Below are 19,308 nucleotides of genomic sequence, written 5' to 3' on the forward strand. Positions count from 1 at the left end.
GCCGCCGTGACGGTAACGACCACCATCCCCGCAGGAGGCGCCCCGTGCGCACCATCCGTACCCTCGCCGCCCTGGCGGTGACGGCTGTCGGTCTCACCGCCGCCCTCGCCGTCGTCCCGCACTCCCCCGCGGTCGCCGCCCCCGACGCGGTCACCTGGTCCGACGACTTCAACGGCCCCGCCGGCTCCGCCCCGGACGCGAACAAGTGGCGCTACGACATCGGTGGCGGCGGCTGGGGCAACAACGAGCTCCAGTACTACACGAACAGCACCCGCAACGCCGCGCTCGACGGCAACGGCAACCTGGTCATCACCGCCCGCAGGGAGAACCCCGGCGGCTACTCCTGCTGGTACGGAAGCTGCCAGTACACCTCGGCCCGGCTGCTCACCAACGGCACGTTCGCCCAGGCGTACGGGCGGTTCGAGGCGCGCATCAAGGTGCCGCGCGGGCAGGGGCTGTGGCCGGCGTTCTGGATGCTCGGCAACGACATCGGCACGAACCCGTGGCCCGGCAGCGGCGAGATCGACATCATGGAGAACGTCGGCTACGCGCCGTCCACGGTCTGGGGCACGCTGCACGGCCCCGGCTACTCCGGCGGCAACAGCGTCGGCGCGTCCACCTCGCTACCCAACGGCCAGGCGCTCGCCGACGCCTTCCACACATTCACAGTGGACTGGGCGCCGGACTCGATCACCTGGTACCTCGACGGTGTCGCATACTCCCGCAAGACGCCCGCCGATCTGGGCGGCAACCGCTGGGTCTTCGACCACCCGTTCTTCATGATCATGAACGTGGCGGTCGGCGGCAACTGGCCCGGCTCGCCGGACGGCAACACCACGTTCCCGCAGACCATGACGATCGACTACGTCCGCGTGCAGGCGTGGGACAACGGCGGCGGGGGCACCGTGGGCCAGATCGTCGGGTACGGGAACAAGTGCGTCGACGTGGCGAGCGCCGGCACCGCCAACGGCACCCCGGTGCAGCTCTGGACCTGCAACGGCACCGCCGCCCAGCGCTGGGCCTGGAACGCCGACGGCTCGGTACGCGCGCTGGGCAAGTGCCTCGACGTGGCCGCCGGATCGACAGCGAGTGGCGCCAAGGTGCAGCTCTACGACTGCAACGGCACCGGCGCGCAGAAGTGGGTGTTCAGCGCGGCCGGGGACATCGTGAACCCCCAGGCGAACAAGTGCCTGGACGCCACCGGTCCCAGCTCGGCCGACGGCACCCGGCTGCAGATCTGGGACTGCACCGGCGCCGCCAACCAGAAGTGGCGCCGCTGACCGGTGTCCCGGGCCGGGGCGGGCGGCCCCCCGCCCGCCCCGGCGTCGCCCGCTCCTCTCCTCCCCGCCACCCTCTCCTCCGCGATCTTGCACTTTCGGCCCGAGCGGTGACGCAAATGCCCCATCTGCCCGGGCGCAAACCGCAAGATCGCGAGGGCTGGCTGCCTCGCCGGGGGCACGAATGGCGTTGCGGTCTGGGGTACCGTGAGGTCCGTTTCGCTCCCGCGAGACCAGGTCGTCGATCTCCCGGAAGCGCGATCATGGATGAACTGACCGGCGCGCTGACGTCGATGAGCGGATGCACGCCGGAGCTCATCCCCACCGCACGGCTGAACCTGCTGCCGCTGGGTGTCGGGCATGCCGAGGAGATGGCCGCCGTACTCGCCGACCCGGCGCTGCACACGTACATCGGCGGTGAGCCCGCCACCCCGGCGGCGTTGCGGGCCCGCTACGAACGGCTTGTCGCCGGCTCGCCCGACCCGGCCGAGTCGTGGTGCAACTGGGTCATCCAGCTCCGGGACGACGGCCGGCTGGCCGGCTTCGTCCAGGCCACCGTCACCGCGCCGGTCGGTCCGTCCCGGCACACCGCAACGGCTGGTGCTCGCGTGGTCGGCCACCGGCACCTCGACGAGGCGACACCGGCCGCCGCGGGACCGGTCGCGGAGATCGCCTGGGTGGTGGGCACACAGTGGCAGGGGCGCGGGATCGCCGCCGAGGCCGCCCGTGGGATGGCCGGCTGGCTGGGGCGGCGCGGTGTGCGTACCCTCATGGCCCACATCCATCCCGGCCACCGCGCGTCGGCGGCGGTGGCCACGGCCTGCGGCCTGACCCCCACCGACGTGTGGCAGGACGGCGAGGTCCGCTGGACCGGTGCAACTGCCCCGCCACCCCCGGCTGCCCGGAGTTGACCAAGGAGTTCGCGTCGGAGACGACGTCGAACCCGGACACGAACTCCTTGGTCACCCGGAGTGCGCGAGGGTCAGAAGGGGGCGTCCACCGGTAGGCGGCGGACCTGGGTGAGGTAGGGGTCCAGCTCCCCCACCTCGAAGCGGCACGTGCCGATGACGTGCCAGAACTGGCCGCCCGCGTCGCCGTCCAGCTTGTACCGGCCGTCCGGGCTGACCGCCGCCCACCCGTCCGGCAGGCCGATGAGCGTGGTCCGCAACTGGGCGTGCTCCGGGTCCGCCACGTCCCACAGCCGTACCGTGCCGTCGTCACCGGCGCTGGCGAGCAGGCTGCTGTCCGGGCTGAAGTGCACCGACCAGACGCGCCGGGTGTGCGCGGCCAGGGTGCCGTGCAGCCGGCCGGTGACCGGATCCCAGAGCCGGATCACCAGGTCGTCCCCGGCGGTGGCGAGCAGGTTGCCGTCCGGGCTGAACGCGCAGGACCAGAGCCGCCCGTCGTGTTCGGTGAGCACCAGACGCCGCTCGCCGGTGACCGCGTCCCAGATCACCGCCGTGCCGTCGTTGCCGGCGCTGGCGAGCAGCGTTCCCTCGCTGTTGAAGCCGACCGAGTAGACCCGGTCGGTGTGGTGTTCGAGGGTGAGGCGGCAGGTGGCGGTGGCGGCGTCCCAGAGCCGTACCATCTGGTCGTCGCAGCCGGTGGCGATGGTCTCGCCGTCGGGGCTGAACGCGACGGTGCGCACGCGTCCCCGGTGCGGGGTGAGCGTGGCGAAGTGCCGGCCGGTACGGCGGTACCACAGGCGCACCGTGTCGTCGTCGTTCGCGGTGGCCAGGGCGTCCCCGTCCGGGCTGAACGCGACCGCCCAGACGTGATCGGTGTCCACGTTGAGTTCACGCTCGTCGGCGCCGGTGTCGGTGTTCCACAGGTGAACGCCGCCGTCGCCGCTGGGCGTGGCCACGAGCGGCTCCTCGGGGCAGAACACCACCGACAGCAGCCGGTCGGCCGGGCTGGCGAGCTGCCGCAGCAGGCGGCCGGTACGCGGCTCCCAGAGCCGGATCACGCCGTCGTTGCCGCAGGCGGCGAGCACCTCGCCGTCGTCGCGGAACGACAGCGCGGTGACGCGCCGGCCGTGCCCGCGCAGCGTGTGCTGGAGCTGCCCGGTGCGGACGTCCCACAGCCGGGTGGTGCCGTCGTTGCTGCTGGTCGCCACCTGGTTCTGGTCCGGTCGCCAGACCACCGGCCAGACCGAGCCGCGGTGCCGGGTCAGCTCGTGCCGCACCTGCCCGTCGTCGGTGTCCCAGAGCTGGATCGCGCCGTCGCTGGCGGCGGTGGCGAGCAGGCTGCCGTCGCCGTTGAACCGGACGCTGTAGATGGCGCCGCGCTGCCGGCCGAGCACCCGCACCGGACGGCCCGTCTCGGTCTCCCACAGCCGCAGCGCGCCGTGCGTGTCGCCGGTGGCCATCAGCGTCCCGTCGGGGTGGATGTCGAGGGCGTACACGTCGGCCTCGTGGCCGCGCGGCGCGCGCAGCAGCTCGCCGTCGGTGGCCCGGCGGATCCAGATCCGGCCGTGCTGACCGACGGCGGCCAGCAGCCGGCCGTCCGGCGAGTGCACCACCCGGTAGACCACCTCCGGCTCGCGTACCTCGAACGCCAGCCTGCCGGTGGGGATGTCCCAGCCGCGGACCGCGCCGGCGCTGTCGGCCACCACCACCCGCCGCCCGTCCGGGCTGAACGAGGTGCCCCAGATCGGCGCCACGTGGCCGGGCCACTCGTGGCGCAGCCGGGCGCCGCGGACGTCGTACAGCCGCACCACGCCCGCGGCGTCGCCGACCACCAGGCGGCTTCGGCGGCCGTCGGTGAGCAGCGGCCACACCCAGCCGGTGAAGACGTCCTCGATGACGTGGCGCACGTCGCCGTGGTCGGCGTCCCACAGCCGTACGGTGAGGTCGGCCGAGCCGGTGACGAGCTGGTGGGAGGCGGCGTCGTAGCGGACCGCGTAGACCCGGGACCGGTGGCCCGCGAGCGTCCGCACCGGCAGCCCGGTGGCGGTGTCGCAGAGCAGCACACCACCGTCGTCGCTGCCCACCGCGAGCACCGCGCCGTCCGGGCTGTACGCCACCGGCACGGGCAGCCGGCCCACCTCGAAGCCGTAGCCGACGCCCACGGCGGGCGGGGCCAGGCCCGGCGCGACCGGCCGGCCCGGCGCGACGACGGCGCCGCGCAGTTCCGGGGCACGCAGCAGCGACGGGTCGGCGCTGACGTCGATCAGCGCGGTGCGGTGCCAGCTGCTGCCGGCCACGCGCGCGCCGCGCAGATCGGTACGGAACAGGCGGGCCCCGGCCATCTCCGCGTCGCGCAGGTCCGCCCCGGCGAGGCGGGCCTGGTCCAGGCGGGCGCCGCGCAGCCGGGCGTGCTCCAGCCGCGCCTCGGTCAGGTTGGTGGCGACCAGCCGCGCGTCGGTCAGGTCGGCGCCGGTCAGGTCGGCGCCGGCGAGTTCGCGGTGGGACAGGTCCTCGCCGCGCAGCACCGCGCCGCGCAGGTCGGCCCGGTCGGGCAGGCGCAGCCGGGCGGACAGCCGCAGCGCGTTGGCGCGCAGCGTCTCGCCCGCCGACTCGTCACCGAGCACCCGGGCGGTCCAGGTGGTGCAGCGGGCCGGGTCGGCCAGGTCGCCGAGGAACTCCACGGCGAGCGCGGACAGCGACCGTACCGCCAGCGCGGCCGGCTCCTCGCCCCGGTTGATCTGCTCGGCCACCCCCTCGGCGACCAGCCACTCCATGACCGAGGTGTGGATGAACCCGAACAGCCCGTCGTCGGTACGGACCAGCAGGCTGCCCGCGCCGACCGCGTGCGCCGCCTGCGGGCCGGACAGCCGCGAGTCGGCCCGGCCGGCGAGCTGGCCGGTGGACTCGGCCAGCTCGGCCAGGCGAAGGTATGCCTCGCCGCTCTCCCACAGCTGGAACGCCAGCCGGCTCACCGCCTGCCACAGCTCGGGCCGGCGCAGGCTCACCGGCGCGCCCGGGATGCCCTGGGTGCGGCGCTCCTCGAAGTCCAGCCAGGACTCCAGGATCTCCCGGTACAGCGCGGCGGCGCTGAACGTGCCGCCCGCACCGGCCACCGCGGCGAGCCGCCCCTCGTCGAGGTTGGCGATGAAGCCGAGCATGCGCGGGTTGCGGGAGAGCCCGAGCAGGTCCTTCACGCCGGCGAGCAGGTCCATCCGCTCGCGAGCGGCCTGCTCGTCGCCGCCGTACCGGTTGCGCAGGAACGCCTCGATCTGCCCGGGGGTGAAGTCCTCCACCGCCAGCACGCGCCGGTGCGGCAGCAGGCCGACCCGCTCGCCGAGCGCGGTCAGCACCTGCGAGTTGGTCTTGAAGTGCTGGGTCCGGCTGCTCACCACGATCTTCGCGTTGCCCTCGGCGGCCTGGAGCAGCGTCTCCAGGTGGTCGGCCGCCCGGTCGTAGGTCACCCGGGCGACCAGCTCGTCGAAGCCGTCGAACAGCAGCACGATGCGGCCCTGGCGCAGCATGTAGCGGAACGCCTTGAGGTCGATCACCTGCTCGCCGTGGTTGGCCAGGTGCGCGGCGACCAGGCCGTCCACCGAGTGCGCCTTGTCCAGCGCGCGCAGCTCGACCAGGATCGGGATCAGATCGGGCGCGGCGGTGGGCAGCCGGCGGGCCACCTCCCGCAACGCGAACGTCTTGCCCCGGCCGAAGTCGCCGAGCACCAGTACGAACCGGCCGTCCGGCGCGGAGACGGTCTCCAGCAGCTCGTCCACCACGTCGTCGCGGACGCGCTGGTCGGCGCCGACGAGGTGGCGGAAGCGCTGCGGCACGTACTGCCCGGGCGGGTAGAGCCGGTCGGCCTGGAGCCGGGCGGTCTGCGCGGCGACGTACTCGCGCAGGTCGAGCAGGCCCTGGAACTCGGTCAGGTGCAGCACGCGGACGCCACGCCGCTGCGCCTCCTCGGCCAGCCCGCGCGGCACCCGGTCGCCGTCGTAGACCAGCTCGGAGGCGATGTCCGGGTCGGTGGCGTGCACCCGGCGCGCGAAGACGTCCACGTCGGCCGCGGTGGGGGTGCCCACGTGCGCGCCGACGCGCTGCTGGCGGACCACTCCGTCGGAGCGGTAGCTGATGTACAGGTGCGGCGGGTCGGTGTCGACGCGGCGCACCACCACCCGGTCGTAACGGGCCTCGCAGACCTCGGCGAGCCGGTCCAGCAGCCGCTGGACCGGGGCGACCGGAGCGGCGGCCGCCGCCGCGCCCTGGGTGGCCCCCTCGACGGCGGCCGGGCGGCGCGGGTCGGGCACCTGCGCCGGGCCGGACGCGCCGAAGGTCGCCTCCGCGTGCGGCCAGGACACCGCGGTGAGCGCGCCGCCGTCGCGCCGGTCGTCGCGGCCGAGCACCCAGCGGGTCATCCCGTCCGCGCCGAGCCGCAGGACCTGCGCGCGGCCGTCGCGGGGCGCGGCGGCCAGCGGCACCACCGGGTCCACCCGGGCCGACGGCGCGACGTCGGAGAGCAGCAGGTTGAGCATCGGGCCGACCAGCCGGTTGACCGCGCCCCGGTCGCGCAGCGACACCGGGTCCGGCGGCACCTCGTCGGCGTACGGGCTGCGCGGCCCCGGGGCGTGCGCCATCGCGCCCAGCCGCAGCCAGCCGGACTGCTGGTAGTGGCGCAGCCGCTGGGCGAACCAGCTGGACTGCGCCTCGCCGAGGAAGCCGTACCGGTCCTCCTCGCGGTGGGTGATGGCGATGGTGGAGTTCAGCCCGGCCACCACCACCCGCAGGTCGGGCACGCCGAACAGGGTCCAGGGCTGCTCGCTGTCGAAGATCCGGTCGTCGAGTCCCTGGTAGAGGTCGTCGAACAGGCGCGCGTAGTGCCGCCATTTCGGCCAGTACGGCGGCTGCGGGTCGACGTCGTCGGCCTCGCAGGTGGCGAAGTACGCACGGCACGCCGCCATCGTCACGTCGCGCGGGCCGGGCACCACGACGAGCCGGTGCGGCTCCAGCCCGAGCAGCACCCGCAGGCCGGTGAGGAAGCTCAGCGCGTCGGAGAACTCGCGCGGGCTGCCCGACTCGGTGAGGTTGCCGGCGACGACGAGCAGGTCCGGCCGGGGCACACCGTCGTTCATCAGCAGCGTGAGGTCACCCATCAGGTGTTCCTGCACCTCGCCCGGGGTGACCGGCGCGCCGGGGGTGATCACGCCCCGGCCGAAGCGCGGCCCGGCGACCTGGAGCACGGTGACGGTGTCCCGGGCGGTCGGTGGCGCCGCGGCGGCGGGCGGGAACGGCGGCGGGTTGATCGGGGTACGCCGGGCGCGGCGGGGCGCGGGCGCGCCGGCGGCGGGCGCGGCGAGCACCCCGTGCGGGTCGGCCGGGTGGTGCGGGAACGCCGGCTGCCGCATCGGCTTGGCTCGGCCGTCGAGCGCCTCCCGGATGCGGTCGAGCACCCGGTTGCGGGCCTGCAGCGGGTCGTCCACGCCGACCAGGTCCACATAGGTGATGGTGGCGAGCAGGCCGTCGATCGGGCAGTCCTCGACGCGTACCGTGACGAGCTTGTTGCCGGTGCCGTCCGGGTCGGCGCGCAGCGCGGCCTGCCACTCCAGCTTGCCGTACGTGGAGTGCAGGTAGCGCTCCGACAGCACCGCCACCACCACCTCGGCCTCACGGACGCCGCGGTCCATGAAGTCGATGAAGTTGGTGCCTGCCACGAAGTCCCACGCCTGCAACAACGTGCGGTAGCCGGCCGCCTCGAACTCCCACGCCAGCCACGTCGCCCAGCGTTCGTCCGCGGGCGAGTAGCTGATGAAGAAGTCGATGGGGCGGTCGGACCGGGTGGGGTGCGCGCCTACAACCACATGGTCATTATGGCCACCGACGGTCAACAGATCGACACCCTCGGCAGCTCGGATCGCGATCGGCCGGGCACCTCCGCCCGCGCCCGCATGTGCGAGGATCATCCCTCGTGGAGACCCCCGGCGATCCGCCGAACGCCGTGCCCGACCGCTCCCGCTGGGGCCGCCTGCACGTGCTGGACTGGATCGCGATCGGGCTGGCCGTGCTCGGGGTGGTGTGCGTGCTCACCGGGCTGCTCCCCCGCGCCGACGCCGAGGCGACGATGCGGCGGATCATCCCCATCCTGATCTTCCTCGGCACGGTGGTGGTGCTGGCCGAGCTGACCGCCGTGGCCGGGGTGTTCGACGCGCTCGCGACCCGGGTGGCGGTGACCGCGCGGGGCAGTTTCCGGGCCCTGTTCTGGCTCTGCGTCGGCTTCGCCTCGGTGACCACGATCGCGCTCAACCTGGACACCACGGCGGTGCTGCTCACGCCGGTGATGATCGCGCTGGCCCGGGCGCTGAACGTGCCGCCGACGCCGCTGGCGATGACCACCGTGTGGCTGGCGAACACGGCCAGCCTGCTGCTGCCGGTGTCCAACCTGACGAACATCCTGGCCAGTGACCGGGTCGGCCTGGACCCGGTGCCCTGGGCGGCCCGGATGTGGTGGCCGCAGCTGGTCGCCGTGGCGGTGACCGCGCTGCTGCTGTGGTGGTGGTACTGGCGTCCGGCGCGCGCCGGTACCGACCCGTTCGTCCCGCCCGCGCCGTACGTGCCGCCGGACCGGGTGCTCTACCGCACCGCGCTCGCGGCCTGCCTGCTGTTCGTCGCCGGGATCCTCGCCGGGGTGGAGATCGGCATCGCCTCCGGGGTGGCCGCCGCGATCCTGGTCGCCGGCTTCGCGGTTCGCGCCCGGCACCGGCTGCGGCTCGCGCTGGTGCCGTGGCGGCTGCTGGTGTTCGTGACCGGGCTGTTCCTGGTGGTGCAGACCATCGGCCGGTACGGCCTGGACACGGTCATGGGCACGCTCATCGGCACCGACCCGGGCGCGGAGGGGGCACTGCGGGCGGGCGCGGTCGGCGCGCTGTTCAGCAACGTGGTGAACAACCTGCCCGCGTACCTGGCGGGCGAGGCGGTGATCGCGGCCGACCGGCACACCCAGCTGCTGGCGCTGCTGATCGGCACGAACGTGGGTCCGCTGGCCACGCCGTGGGCGTCGCTGGCCACACTGATCTGGTACGAACGCTGCCGGGCCGCCGGGGTGGCCGTGCCGCTGGGCCGGTTCGTGGCCACCAGCGCCGCGCTCGCGGTGCTCGCCACCGCCGCCACCGTTACGGCACTTCTTGTCGGTCCCGGCGCCTAGCATCACCCCCATGAGCAACGCGCCCGAGATCGTCCGCCGCTACTTCGCCCTCGCCGGCCAGGCCGACAGGGAGCCCTACCTCGCGCTGTTCGCCGACGACGCGGTGGTCGAGGACGAGGGACGCACCCACCGCGGGATCGACGAGATCCGCGCCTGGCGCAGCGGCACGCCGCTCGTGTCGTACGAGATCACCGACGTCGAGCAGACGCCGGCCGGGACGGTCGTGACGGCCACGATCAGCGGCGACTTCCCCGGCAGCCCGTTCGCCGGGCTGCGGTTCCGGTTCGAGGAGTACGACGACACCCACATCCGCCGGCTGCGCATCGCCCCCTGAACCCGGCTCGGGAAGACCGAGACGGTTCGCGGCTCCCGGTCAGCCGGCGAGGCCGAGCGCGGCCAGCCGGTGCGGGTCGGCGATCACGTCCACGGCGGCGATCCGGCCGCCGGCGACGGTGAACGCCATCACCGACAGCGGGCGGCCCCCGGCGGTCACCAGCACCCCGGCGGCGCCGTTGACGAGCACCGGCCGGGCGTGCGGGAAGAGCCGGCCGAACGTGGTGGCCTGCGCCGCCACGGTCGTCGCGCCGGTGAGCACGACCGTGTGGCGGGCGCGGGCGTTCCCGGCGTCGGAGCGCAGCACCACGTCCGGGTGCAGAACCGCGATCAGCGCGTCGAGGTCACCGTCCCGGGCGGCGGCGAGGAAGGCGTCGACCACCGCCCGCTGCCGGGACAGGTCCGGATCGGGGGTGGGCGCCTGCCCGCGTACCCGGCGGCGGGCCCGGCTGGCGAGCTGCCGGGCCGCCACCGGCGAGCGGCCGACGAGCGGGCCGATCTCGCCGAACGGCACGCCGAACATGTCGTGCAGCACGAAGGCGAGCCGCTCGGCCGGGGTCAGCGTGTCCAGCACCACGAGCAGCGCCAGCCCCACCGAGTCGGCGAGCACCGCGGCGTGCGCCGGGTCGCCGGCGCCGGTGTCCACGACCGGGTCGGGCAGGCGTACGTCCAGCGGATCCTCCCGGCGGGCGGCGCGGGACCGCAGCGTGTTGAGGCTGACCCGGGCGACCACAGTGGTGAGCCAGGCGTCGAGGTTCTCCACGGTGTCCGCGTCGGTGCGGGACAGCCGCAGCCAGGTCTCCTGCACCGCGTCCTCGGCGTCGGTGAGCGACCCGAGCAGCCGGTACGCCACCGCGCGCAGCCGTGGCCGCTCGCCCTCGAACCGCTCCGCCAGGTCCATCACCTGAGCCTCCCCTCCCGCACGTCGACTCGACCCGCGCCGGGTCACCGATGTGACCACAGGTGACAGCCGTCACACCTGTCACGTCGGCAGGCCGGCACCGGTCGAGGTGGCAGCACCGACAACGGGAGGACGACGATGAACGCACCCATTCTGGTCACCGGCGGCACCGGCACGATCGGCCGGCACGTCGTGCCGCTGCTGCGCGCCGCCGGGCACCCGGTGCGCGTGCTCAGCCGGCGCGGCGGGCGGCCCGGCGACGGTGTCACCCACGTGGCCGCCGACCTGCTCAGCGGCGCGGACCTCGGCCCCGCCCTGAGTGGGGTGTCCTCTGTGCTGCACCTGGCCGGCGGCGCGAAGGGCGACGACCGGGCCACCGCCCACCTGGCCCGCGCCGCACGCCGGGCCGGTGTGGCCCACCTGGTGCACATCTCGGTGACCGGCGTCGACCGGGTGCCGCTGGCCTGGATCCGGTCCAGGCTCGACGCCGAGCGCGCGGTGGCGGACTCCGGCGTCGGGTGGACGGTGCTGCGCGCCGCGCAGGTCCACGACCTGGTGTTCACCATGCTGACTGCGATGACGAGACCGCCGGTGGTGCCGGTTCCGGGTGGCCTGCGGTTGCAGCCGGTCGACGCGGCCGAGGTGGGGGCCCGGCTGGCCGAACTCACGCTCGGCGCACCGGCCGGGCTGGTGCCGGACCTGGCCGGGCCGGACACGTACGGCATCGGTGACCTGCTGGCCGGATACCTGGCGGCCACCGGGAAGCGCCGGGCACGGCTGCCGGTGCGCCTTCCCGGCCGGGTCGGCCGGGCGTACCGGGAAGGCGCGAACCTGGCCCGGCCGGGCGCCGCGAGAGGTGTGCGGACCTGGACCGATTTTCTGGCTGACCGAATGCCGTCGCGGCCGGTCGCCTGAGCCGCCGGAGCGCCGCTCAGCGAAGGGTCAACCAGGCCGCCCCGGTGGCGGCGAGGATCACCGCGCCGAGCCCGGCCAGGCTCCAGCCGCCACGGTCGATGCGCCGGCGTACGGCCTGCCGGTCCGGGCGGAAGTCGTCGAACGGGCTCGACCGGAACCAGAAGCGGGCGTACAGCACCATCACCGCTCCGAACACCAGGGCGAAGCCTCCGGTCAGCACCGCGCTGCCGAGCACCCACCCGTCGGTGACCACGCCTCGCAGGCCGGCCCGCCCGGCGACGACGGTACGGACGACCTGCACGATCCCGTTGACCACACCGAGGGCGACACCGACGCGTCCGGCGACGAGCCAGATGCCGGCCTCGCGCCGACCGTCTGCCGCGTTCTCCGTCCGCGCCATCACAGGCCCCGCGGCTCGATGGGGAAGCGGCCGAGACGCAGGCGGCTTCGATCCTGCCTCACCTCGCTCCACCGCTCGTCGTGGCTCAGCAGCGGCAGCAGCTCACGCAGCATGTTCACGGTGGCGACCATCAGTTTCTCGTCGCGGTAGATCTGGCTCAGTAGCGGCTTGACGACGCTTCGGCGGAAGGTCGCGGCGAACCACGCGACGACCACCGTCGCACCTGCCGCGACGCCCGCCCCGGTCCACCAGTCGGACGCCGACACGGCCGTCACCAGGCCCACGAGGACCAGTACGGCCAGGACGACCGCCCGCAGTGCCTCGTACCAGCGCAGCCGCTCCCGCGCCGCGTCCACCCGGGTCAGCAGGTGCTCCGCGCCGCCGAGGAGCCGCTCGAACTCCGGGCCGGACAGGTCACCGCCCCGCTCAGGATCCCAGCCCACAGAACTCTCCCACGGTCGTCCGGAAGCTCCGCTGCACCGCGGCGAACTTCATGTCGTCGAACATCGCCTGCTTCTCACCGATCCCAGGGATGAAGCGGTAGTCCTGCCGGCGGCCGGCGACCGGCAGCACGGCCAGCCGGGGGCGATTGCGGTGGCCGAAGGCACGGATGAGAGTGACCAACTGTCGCTGGAAGTCCGATGTGGGCTCACCGTCGGCGCCCGGCAGGTAGTACTCCTCGACCTGGCCCAGCTGGTCGGTCCAGTAGAGGTCGGCCTTGGTGACCGCCAGGACGAACCAGAGGTCCTTGGCGGCCGGATTGTCGACCCAGCAGGGCAGCAGGTTCTGGCAGAACCGGGAGAAGTGTTCGAGTTCGACGTTCCGGTTCTGCGCCCAGAGCTGCTCGGACGGCGACGGGATCGCCGCCTCGACCTCGCGGGCGATCTGCTCGGCCCGGTCCCGCCGCTCCTCCTCGGTGGGCGTCGCGTCGAGGGATGCCTGCCACTGCTCCCAGAGCCGGGCCTCGACCTGCCGGCGGAGTTCGTCCTCACGCCGTTGCCGCCGCTCCTCGAGGACGTTGACCTCGCGGGGATCCCACGGCTCGTCGTACCCGGCGGCGGCGACGTAGATGACGCCCGTCGGGTGGTTCGGCGGCTTGAGCATGGCGTCCCACTTGTCCACCTCGCCGGAGGAGTAGTCGCCGCCCGCGGTCTGGCCGGGGCTCACCACCAGCGTCACATGGGCCTGGCGCCGGCCGGCCGCGAGCACGAGGCGGTGCGGCACATGGTCCTCGTCCCGCCGCCGGATGTAGCCGTTGTCGCCGAGCAACGCCTGGTACAGCGCGCTCTTCCCGACCCCGCGCTGGCCCGCCACCAACACCGGAATGATGTCACTCGTGGGTCGTCGCGTGGTCTCGGCGATCGACACCCGCCCGCCACCCGAGTGGCCGGCGCCGGAGTTGTCGACGGCGGACACGACCCGCGACCAACGGTCCCGCACGTCCGTCCAGTACTCGTCCGGCTCACCCATGGCGCGGCCCGATCGGCCGGTCGGCTTCCGTCTGATGTGGACTGCTCAGCGAGAACACGCGAGGAGCCTAGCCACGGCGGCGTGGCATCGAATCGTATGAACAGGCGGCAGCATCCGGCACGTACGGTCAGGTGCCCGTGACGGGGTGGAACTGCTCGAACATGACCTCGCAGCCGTCCGGGTCGAGCCCGTAGAAGATCCGCGCCCATGCCACGTCCTCCGGCTCCAGCGTCACCGGCAGCCCCTCGTCGCGCCACAGCGCGTACGTGGCGTCCAGGTCGGCGGTGGGCACGGTGAGCACGACACCGAGCTCGGCGGCCCGGCCTTGACCGCACGTTCCCGCTCCGCGTCGTGGTGCCCGTGGCGGTGCAGGTCGGACAGGATCAGCGGACCCGGCTCACCAGCCGACCGAGCCGAGGCCGACCGGGGTGAGGCGGCGCACCTGCGGTTCGATCCACTGTGCCGCGGTGACCAGCTTGACCAGCCGGTCGATGGTCTCCGGCGGCCCGGCCACGAAGCTGCGCCGGTCCGCCGGGCAGCCGTACCGGTCGTCGAACGTGCCGCCGTCGAGCGCGCGTACCGCCATGCCGGCCTCGACGGCGAGCAGCACCCCGGCGGGCAGGTCGACCGCCTCGGGGCGGTAGCCGACGATGCCGTCGATGTCGCCGCGGGCCAGCATCACCCAGGACAGCAGCGGCGCCCACAGTTGCAGCACCCGGCGGGCGCTGGTGTCGAGCACCACCTTCAGCGCCCGGGCGGTGCTGTCGTCCCGGCGTACCTCGTGCCCCTGGGTCCAGGCCAGCACCGGCGCGGACGGCACCGGCCGCTGCACGGCGCGCAGCGGCCGCGCGGCCGGACCGGACCCGTGCACGAACGCGCCCCGGCCGCGCACCGCCGACCAGGTACGGCCCGCGACCGGGTCGTGCACCACGCCGAGCACCGGCGAGCCGTTGTCGCACAGGGCGATGCCCACCACGTACGCGGGCAGGCCGATCGCCACGTTGTTGGTGCCGTCGAGCGGGTCGACGAGCCACGCCCAGGTGGTGTCCGGGGCGTACTCGCCGCCCTCCTCGGCGATCACCCCGTGCTCCGGCCAGCGGGCCCGGATCCGGTCGACGATCAGGCGCTCGGCGGCCAGGTCGAGGTCGGTCACCAGGTCACCGGTGTCGTTCTTGGCCCGGGCGTGCACCTCCCCCCGGGTGCCCCGGCGCAGCAGGCGACCCGCCGCCTGCGCGACCTCCACCGCGAACCGGTGCGCGTCGCGCAGGTCGGGCCCGTCTCTGCTCGGCTCCACGTCCATGGCTCCTCCAGCCAGTCAGCCCCGTGCCACCAGTCGCGCGATCTCCCGCGCCATCCGCGCGGTCTCCGCCGCGTCGCAGCGGTCCCGGCGTACCCGGTGGCTGCGCCCGTCCACCGCGCCGAGGCTCAGGTCGCACGCGCCGGGAGTGGTCCGGCCCAGCGCCACTGTCACCGCCGGTTCACCGGCGTCGACCTCCGAGGTGTGGAAGCCACCGGCGCGCAGCGCGTACGAGTCGCCGGCCGAGTGCGTCTCCACCGTCGCGGTCGTCGCGGTGACCAGCCGGTCGGTGGCGGCCATCTCGTCCACCTCGCCGAGGCTGTGCACCTCGTAGATCCGCCAGGCCGGGTCGGCCGGCGCGTCGTCGACCTCGATCAGCTCGTTGCGGACGGTGCCGTGCAGCACGTGGCTGAGCAGGTCCCAGCTGTGCGAGTGCATGGTGGAGGTGGTCGGGCGCACCGGCGGCGGGTCGGCCGGCCAGGCGTGCACGCAGATGCCGTCCGGGCCGTCGCGTTCCACGGGCAGGCAGGTGAAGCCGAGCGGGTGCCGGACCGCGCGCAGCGGCCGCCGCCCGTCCGCGACGTCGCCGAGCACGTCCAGCACCCAGCCGCGGAGCACCTCCGGCCGGGTGCCCCGGTCGATCTCCCGTTCGAGGTCGGCGTAACTGGTCATGAGTAGGGGTTCCTCGCCTGGACGGCCTTGCCGACGATGCCGGCGACCTCGCGGTCGCCGAAGGACCGGGGCAGCGTCAGGCCGAGGGCGGCGAACAGCCGCCGTACCTGCTCGACCGACGGCTCGTCGTCGAGCTTGACCTGGGCCGACGCCTCGATCGGCACGCGCCGGCTCTGCCGGCGGCTGTAGTCCAGCTCGATGTTGAAACGGTTGTAGTAGACCTCGCCGCGGTCGATGCGCAGCGCGGGCGTCTGCGGGTTCTCCTGGGTGATGACGACGCAGGAGGAGGAGAGGTCGTAGCGGAACGTGGTCATCTGCGCGGAGAGCCGGACGTCGACGGTGAGCAGGCCGGAGCGCTGCAGGTGCCAGCAGGCGGCCAGCACCGTCGCGTACGACTCCTTGCGGGTGCGGTCGACGGTCCACGGCTCGCCCGGCGCGTCCGGGTCGAGGCTGCGCCGGAACCGCGCGTACCGCTCGCAGACCTCCTCGTCGGTCGGGTCGATGATCTCGATCGCGACGGTGAGCGTGGCGTTGCGCCGCCGGGCGTGTTCCAGGCAGTCCGGCAGCGTGACCGCGCGCAGGAAGGTGCCGGTGCCGCCCTTGAAGCTCCACTGGTCGGTGTGCCGCCGCGCCTCGGCGAGCGCCTGCCCGACCTCGCTGCCGTGCAGCACGCGCACCATGGAGACGCTGTCGATGGCCTCGCGGGCCCGGTTCAGCGCGCCCTCCGGGCCGGTGATCTCCTGCATCTGCGGCACCAGGTCGGTCAGCCGGTCACGGGTGTCCGAGATGACCTGGCGAACCTCCCGCTCGGTGGTGCGCCGGCGCAGCCGGTCCCGCAGCATCGCCTGCGCGAGCAGGCCCAGGACCAGCAGGATCGCGCTGTTGACGACCTCCTGGTCGACCGCGTTGGTGAGGCCGAGCACGGACACCGTGAGAGCCAGGACCAGGCCGATGAACGCGTCGAGATTGGTCACGACCCAGGCGAGCAGGCGCGTCATGACATCCCCCGGTCGACGACGGAACCCTCATGATAGCCCGTTGTCAATGTCGCCATCACGCCCTGTTGTGCGGTGGTGGCGGTGCGCCGTGCCGGCGGGCGGCGCAGATCAGCGAGCCGCCGAGCCCTGGTGCGGCGCGGGCCAGCCGGCGTGAGGCCACCCACCGGCCGCCCGGCAGCCGCCAGCCGACCTCGTTGGAGCGCAGCGCCACCGGCGTGAACCCGGCCCGGCGCAGCGTCCGGCGCAGCAGCGAGGCGGTGAACGGGCGGATGTGCAGCCACAGGTACGGGTGCAGCGGGTCGACCTGCCGCGGCGCCCGGCCGGCGAGGAACGCCAGGCGGTCCTGCACCGGCGCCAGGTTCGGGGTGGTGAGCACCAGCAGGCCGTCGGGCACCAGCACCCGGTGACACTCCCGCAGCAGCGCCAGCGGGTCGTACACGTGCTCGATCAGCTCCCCGGCGAGCAGCCCGGCGAAGCTGCCGGCCCGGAACGGCAGCCCGCGGGTGGCGTCCAGGCGGACCGGCAGCGCCCGGCCGCCGGCCGCCGCGCGGGCCGTGCGCAGCGCCGTCTCGGCCATGTCCGCGAGCACCACCGGGCCGGGCAGCGCGGCCGGGTCGAGCATGCCGCGCGGCCCGCAGCCCAGTTCCAGCACCGGCCCGCGCCGGGTCACTCCCTCGGCCATCAGCCCGGCCGCGACCGCGCGGCGCACCCGGTGGTACGGGTCGTCGACGTACCCGTCGACCTCGGCGCCGTCGTGGTAGCGGCGGTGGTTGGCGTGCCTGACGTGCGCCTGCGCGCGGTGCGACGACGTCCCGGTCGGCGGCTCGGCCATCACCCCTCCACAGCGGACGCCGGCCCCGTCGGCGGCGTCCACCCCCAAGCCTCGCACCGCTTCCGCCTTCCGGAGTGCACATCCGCCCGGGGTACGGCGGCGCGGCGGCCGGTCGTCCCGGCCGCCGCGTCGATCGTCAGACGGCCGGCGCCCAGTCGAGCCGCATGCTGTCGTCGTACTCGTCGCCGGGGATCCACCACGGCTCGCCGAAGCCGCTGGTGAAGACGATGATGTTGCCGCCGTCGGCGTCCGGGTTGCTGTCCGGGACGGACAGTGCGGCGCAGTAGCGCCCGTCCGGGGAGAACACCGGCGAGATGATGAACCGCGGTTCGTCGGTGAGCATCTTCAGCCCGGTGCCGCCGAGCCGCACCGACGCCAGCGACAGGTTGTGGCGTTCCTGGTCCAGGTACCACCGGTTGGTGCTGAACACGATCCGCTGGGAGTCGGGGGTGAAGACCGCGTGGTCCGCGAACTCGCCCGGTACGCGCTGATAGACCAGTCGCGCCTTTCCGGTGGCCAGCTCCAGCACGCGCAACTGCCCGCCGTTGGACCGGCTGACCCACTCCATCACGATCATCGAGCCGTCCCGGGACCAGTTCGGACGCGCCATGCGGTGCCCCTCGACGAGGAGGCGCCGGCCGCCGGTGGCGACGTCGACAGCGACGAGTGTGGAGTCGTTCACCACGAGAGCGATCTCGGTGCTGTCCGGGGACCAGGTCGGCCACTCGTAGCGGTTGCCGGGCGCGTCGCTGATCAACGTGCGGACCTGGCCGGTGACACGGTCGAGGAGCAGGAGCACGGGCCCGCCCTCGTAGTCGGGCACCGCGATGTAGCGCCCGTCGGGCGAGGCGGCCGCGTCGGCGCCCGGGGGCAGCAGCACCTGCGGGGTGGTGCGGCCCGGGTTGATCTGCAGCACGCCGGCGCTGCCGGTGACGATCCACGGCCCGTTGACGCCCGTGGCGGCCGAGGCGGGCGCGACGGCCGCCAGCCCGCCGGCCAGCCCGGTCGCGGTGGCGGCGCCGGTGAGCGCGGCGGCGCGCAACAGCGTACGGCGGTTCATCGTGGTCATGCCGGCACCTCCGTGGTGATCGCCCGGGCCCAGTCGAGCCGGGTGCTGTCGTCGTACTCGTCGCCGGGGATCCACCACTGCTCGCCGAAGCCACTGGTGGACACGATGATGTTGCCGCCGTCGGGGTACTCGTTCTCCGGCGGGATCGACAGCGCGGCGCAGTAGCGGCCGTCCGGGGAGAACACCGGCGACAGGTAGAACCGGGGCTCGTCGGTGAGCTTCTTGAGCCCGGTCCCGTTGATCCGCACCGAGGCGAGGGACTGGTTGAGCGTCTCCAGGTCCGGATACCAGCGGTCGGTGCAGAACACCACGCGCCCGGAGTCCGGCGTGAAGACCGGCGAGAGGAACATCTCGCCCGCCACCGGCGTGTAGATGGGCCGCACCGTGCCGGTCGCGAGTTCCAGCACCCGCAGTTGCCAGCCCTGGGAACGGCTGCGCCACCTGACGACGATCATCGAGCCGTCCCGGGACCAGTCCGGGTCGGTCATGACGTGTCCCTCGACCAGGACGCGGGTGGCGCCGGTCGCCACGTCGACGGCGATCAGCCGGTCGCGGTTCTCGCCGGTGACCAGCGCGATCTCCCGGCCGTCCGGCGACCAGGTCGGCGCGCCGTAGTAGACGCCGAACGGGTCGGCGAGCAGCGTGCGCTTCTCGCCGGTGATCCGGTCGTGCACCGCCACGAACGGCTCCAGCGAGCCGTCGCCCGACCGGGCCGTGTTCTCCCAGGCCACGTACCGGCCGTCCGGCGAGGCCTTGGCGTTGTCCCCGTTCGGCAGCAGCTCGCGCGGCGTGGTGCGGCCCGGGTCGACCTGGAGCACACCCCAGCCGACGCTGACCAGCCACGACCCGTTCACCACGCCGGCGGCGGACGCGGGTGCGGCGGACGCGGCCGTGGATGCGGCGGCCAGCCCGGTCGCGGCGGCGAGCCCGGTCAGCGCGGCGGTGCGCAGCAGGGCACGACGATTCATTGCTGTCATTCAACAACCCCCGTGTGAGACGTGGCCCCCACACTCGCGAGTGGATCGACGCACCGGAATCGGACGAGTG

16 protein-coding genes and 1 pseudogene are annotated in these 19,308 nt (G+C 73.9%); 5 read left to right on the forward strand and 12 right to left on the reverse strand.

What is annotated here, in order from left to right; genetic code table 11:
* Window positions 1-44: 44 nt before the first annotated feature.
* Together KSK32_RS28305 and KSK32_RS28310 are read left to right on the forward strand one after the other, a co-directional pair.
* Complete coding sequence (locus KSK32_RS28305; protein WP_216934227.1) at window positions 45-1,280, forward strand: ricin-type beta-trefoil lectin domain protein; 1,236 nt, start codon at window positions 45-47, stop codon at window positions 1,278-1,280.
* Window positions 1,281-1,540: 260 nt separating this feature from the next.
* Window positions 1,541-2,188: a GNAT family N-acetyltransferase gene (locus KSK32_RS28310; protein ID WP_216934230.1), complete on the forward strand. Its 648-nt coding sequence runs from the start codon at window positions 1,541-1,543 to the stop codon at window positions 2,186-2,188.
* A gap of 71 nt (window positions 2,189-2,259) precedes the next feature.
* On the opposite strand, the gene KSK32_RS28315 is transcribed toward KSK32_RS28310, so the two are convergent.
* A complete protein-coding gene (locus KSK32_RS28315) occupies window positions 2,260-8,034 on the reverse strand; it encodes a TIR domain-containing protein (RefSeq protein WP_216934232.1) in 5,775 nt (1,924 codons plus the stop codon).
* Window positions 8,035-8,141: 107 nt separating this feature from the next.
* Between KSK32_RS28315 and KSK32_RS28320 the strand changes: the two genes are divergently transcribed.
* Window positions 8,142-9,374, forward strand: coding sequence for an SLC13 family permease (locus KSK32_RS28320; protein WP_216934234.1), 1,233 nt, complete (start codon window positions 8,142-8,144; stop codon window positions 9,372-9,374).
* Window positions 9,375-9,384: 10 nt separating this feature from the next.
* Entirely contained in the window at window positions 9,385-9,708 is a 324-nt protein-coding gene (locus KSK32_RS28325; RefSeq protein WP_216934236.1) for a nuclear transport factor 2 family protein, read from the forward strand.
* Window positions 9,709-9,747: 39 nt separating this feature from the next.
* On the opposite strand, the gene sigJ is transcribed toward KSK32_RS28325, so the two are convergent.
* On the reverse strand, window positions 9,748-10,608 hold the full coding sequence (gene sigJ / locus KSK32_RS28330; protein WP_216936407.1) for an RNA polymerase sigma factor SigJ: 861 nt from the start codon (window positions 10,606-10,608) through the stop codon (window positions 9,748-9,750).
* 138 nt (window positions 10,609-10,746) lie between these two features.
* Here sigJ and KSK32_RS28335 point away from each other — a divergent pair, with 138 nt between their 5' ends.
* On the forward strand, window positions 10,747-11,523 hold the full coding sequence (locus tag KSK32_RS28335; protein ID WP_216934238.1) for an SDR family oxidoreductase: 777 nt from the start codon (window positions 10,747-10,749) through the stop codon (window positions 11,521-11,523).
* Between the two features lie 16 nt (window positions 11,524-11,539).
* On the opposite strand, the gene KSK32_RS28340 is transcribed toward KSK32_RS28335, so the two are convergent.
* From KSK32_RS28340 to KSK32_RS28385, 10 genes and pseudogenes are all read right to left on the reverse strand, one after another.
* Window positions 11,540-11,923 carry a hypothetical protein gene (locus KSK32_RS28340; RefSeq protein WP_216934240.1) on the reverse strand — a complete coding sequence of 128 codons (384 nt, stop codon included), beginning with the start codon at window positions 11,921-11,923 and terminating at the stop codon, window positions 11,540-11,542.
* The gene (locus KSK32_RS28345; protein ID WP_216934242.1) at window positions 11,923-12,366 is read right to left on the reverse strand and encodes a hypothetical protein; all 444 of its coding nucleotides are present in this window, start codon (window positions 12,364-12,366) and stop codon (window positions 11,923-11,925) included. The genes KSK32_RS28340 and KSK32_RS28345 overlap by 1 nt, the downstream gene beginning before the upstream one ends.
* Window positions 12,350-13,393: a hypothetical protein gene (locus KSK32_RS28350; protein ID WP_216934244.1), complete on the reverse strand. Its 1,044-nt coding sequence runs from the start codon at window positions 13,391-13,393 to the stop codon at window positions 12,350-12,352. Before KSK32_RS28350 ends, KSK32_RS28345 begins: the two co-directional genes overlap by 17 nt.
* A 127-nt stretch (window positions 13,394-13,520) precedes the next feature.
* Window positions 13,521-13,780, reverse strand: a pseudogene (locus KSK32_RS28355) (VOC family protein).
* Window positions 13,781-13,790: 10 nt separating this feature from the next.
* Window positions 13,791-14,693 carry an inositol monophosphatase family protein gene (locus tag KSK32_RS28360; RefSeq protein ID WP_216934246.1) on the reverse strand — a complete coding sequence of 301 codons (903 nt, stop codon included), beginning with the start codon at window positions 14,691-14,693 and terminating at the stop codon, window positions 13,791-13,793.
* 15 nt (window positions 14,694-14,708) lie between these two features.
* Window positions 14,709-15,362, reverse strand: a complete 654-nt coding sequence (locus KSK32_RS28365; protein WP_216934248.1) for a hypothetical protein — start codon at window positions 15,360-15,362, stop codon at window positions 14,709-14,711.
* On the reverse strand, window positions 15,359-16,360 hold the full coding sequence (locus tag KSK32_RS28370) for a hypothetical protein (protein ID WP_216934250.1): 1,002 nt from the start codon (window positions 16,358-16,360) through the stop codon (window positions 15,359-15,361). The genes KSK32_RS28365 and KSK32_RS28370 overlap by 4 nt, the downstream gene beginning before the upstream one ends.
* Before the next feature lie 55 nt (window positions 16,361-16,415).
* Window positions 16,416-17,192, reverse strand: coding sequence for a class I SAM-dependent methyltransferase (locus tag KSK32_RS28375; RefSeq protein WP_216934251.1), 777 nt, complete (start codon window positions 17,190-17,192; stop codon window positions 16,416-16,418).
* 136 nt (window positions 17,193-17,328) lie between these two features.
* A complete protein-coding gene (locus KSK32_RS28380; RefSeq protein WP_216934253.1) occupies window positions 17,329-18,261 on the reverse strand; it encodes a hypothetical protein in 933 nt (310 codons plus the stop codon).
* A complete protein-coding gene (locus KSK32_RS28385) occupies window positions 18,258-19,229 on the reverse strand; it encodes an LpqB family beta-propeller domain-containing protein (protein ID WP_254187219.1) in 972 nt (323 codons plus the stop codon). The genes KSK32_RS28380 and KSK32_RS28385 overlap by 4 nt, the downstream gene beginning before the upstream one ends.
* Window positions 19,230-19,308 lie beyond the last annotated feature (79 nt).

The sequence above is a fragment of the Micromonospora sp. WMMB482 genome (assembly GCF_019038635.1).
Taxonomy (GTDB): domain Bacteria; phylum Actinomycetota; class Actinomycetes; order Mycobacteriales; family Micromonosporaceae; genus Micromonospora; species Micromonospora marina.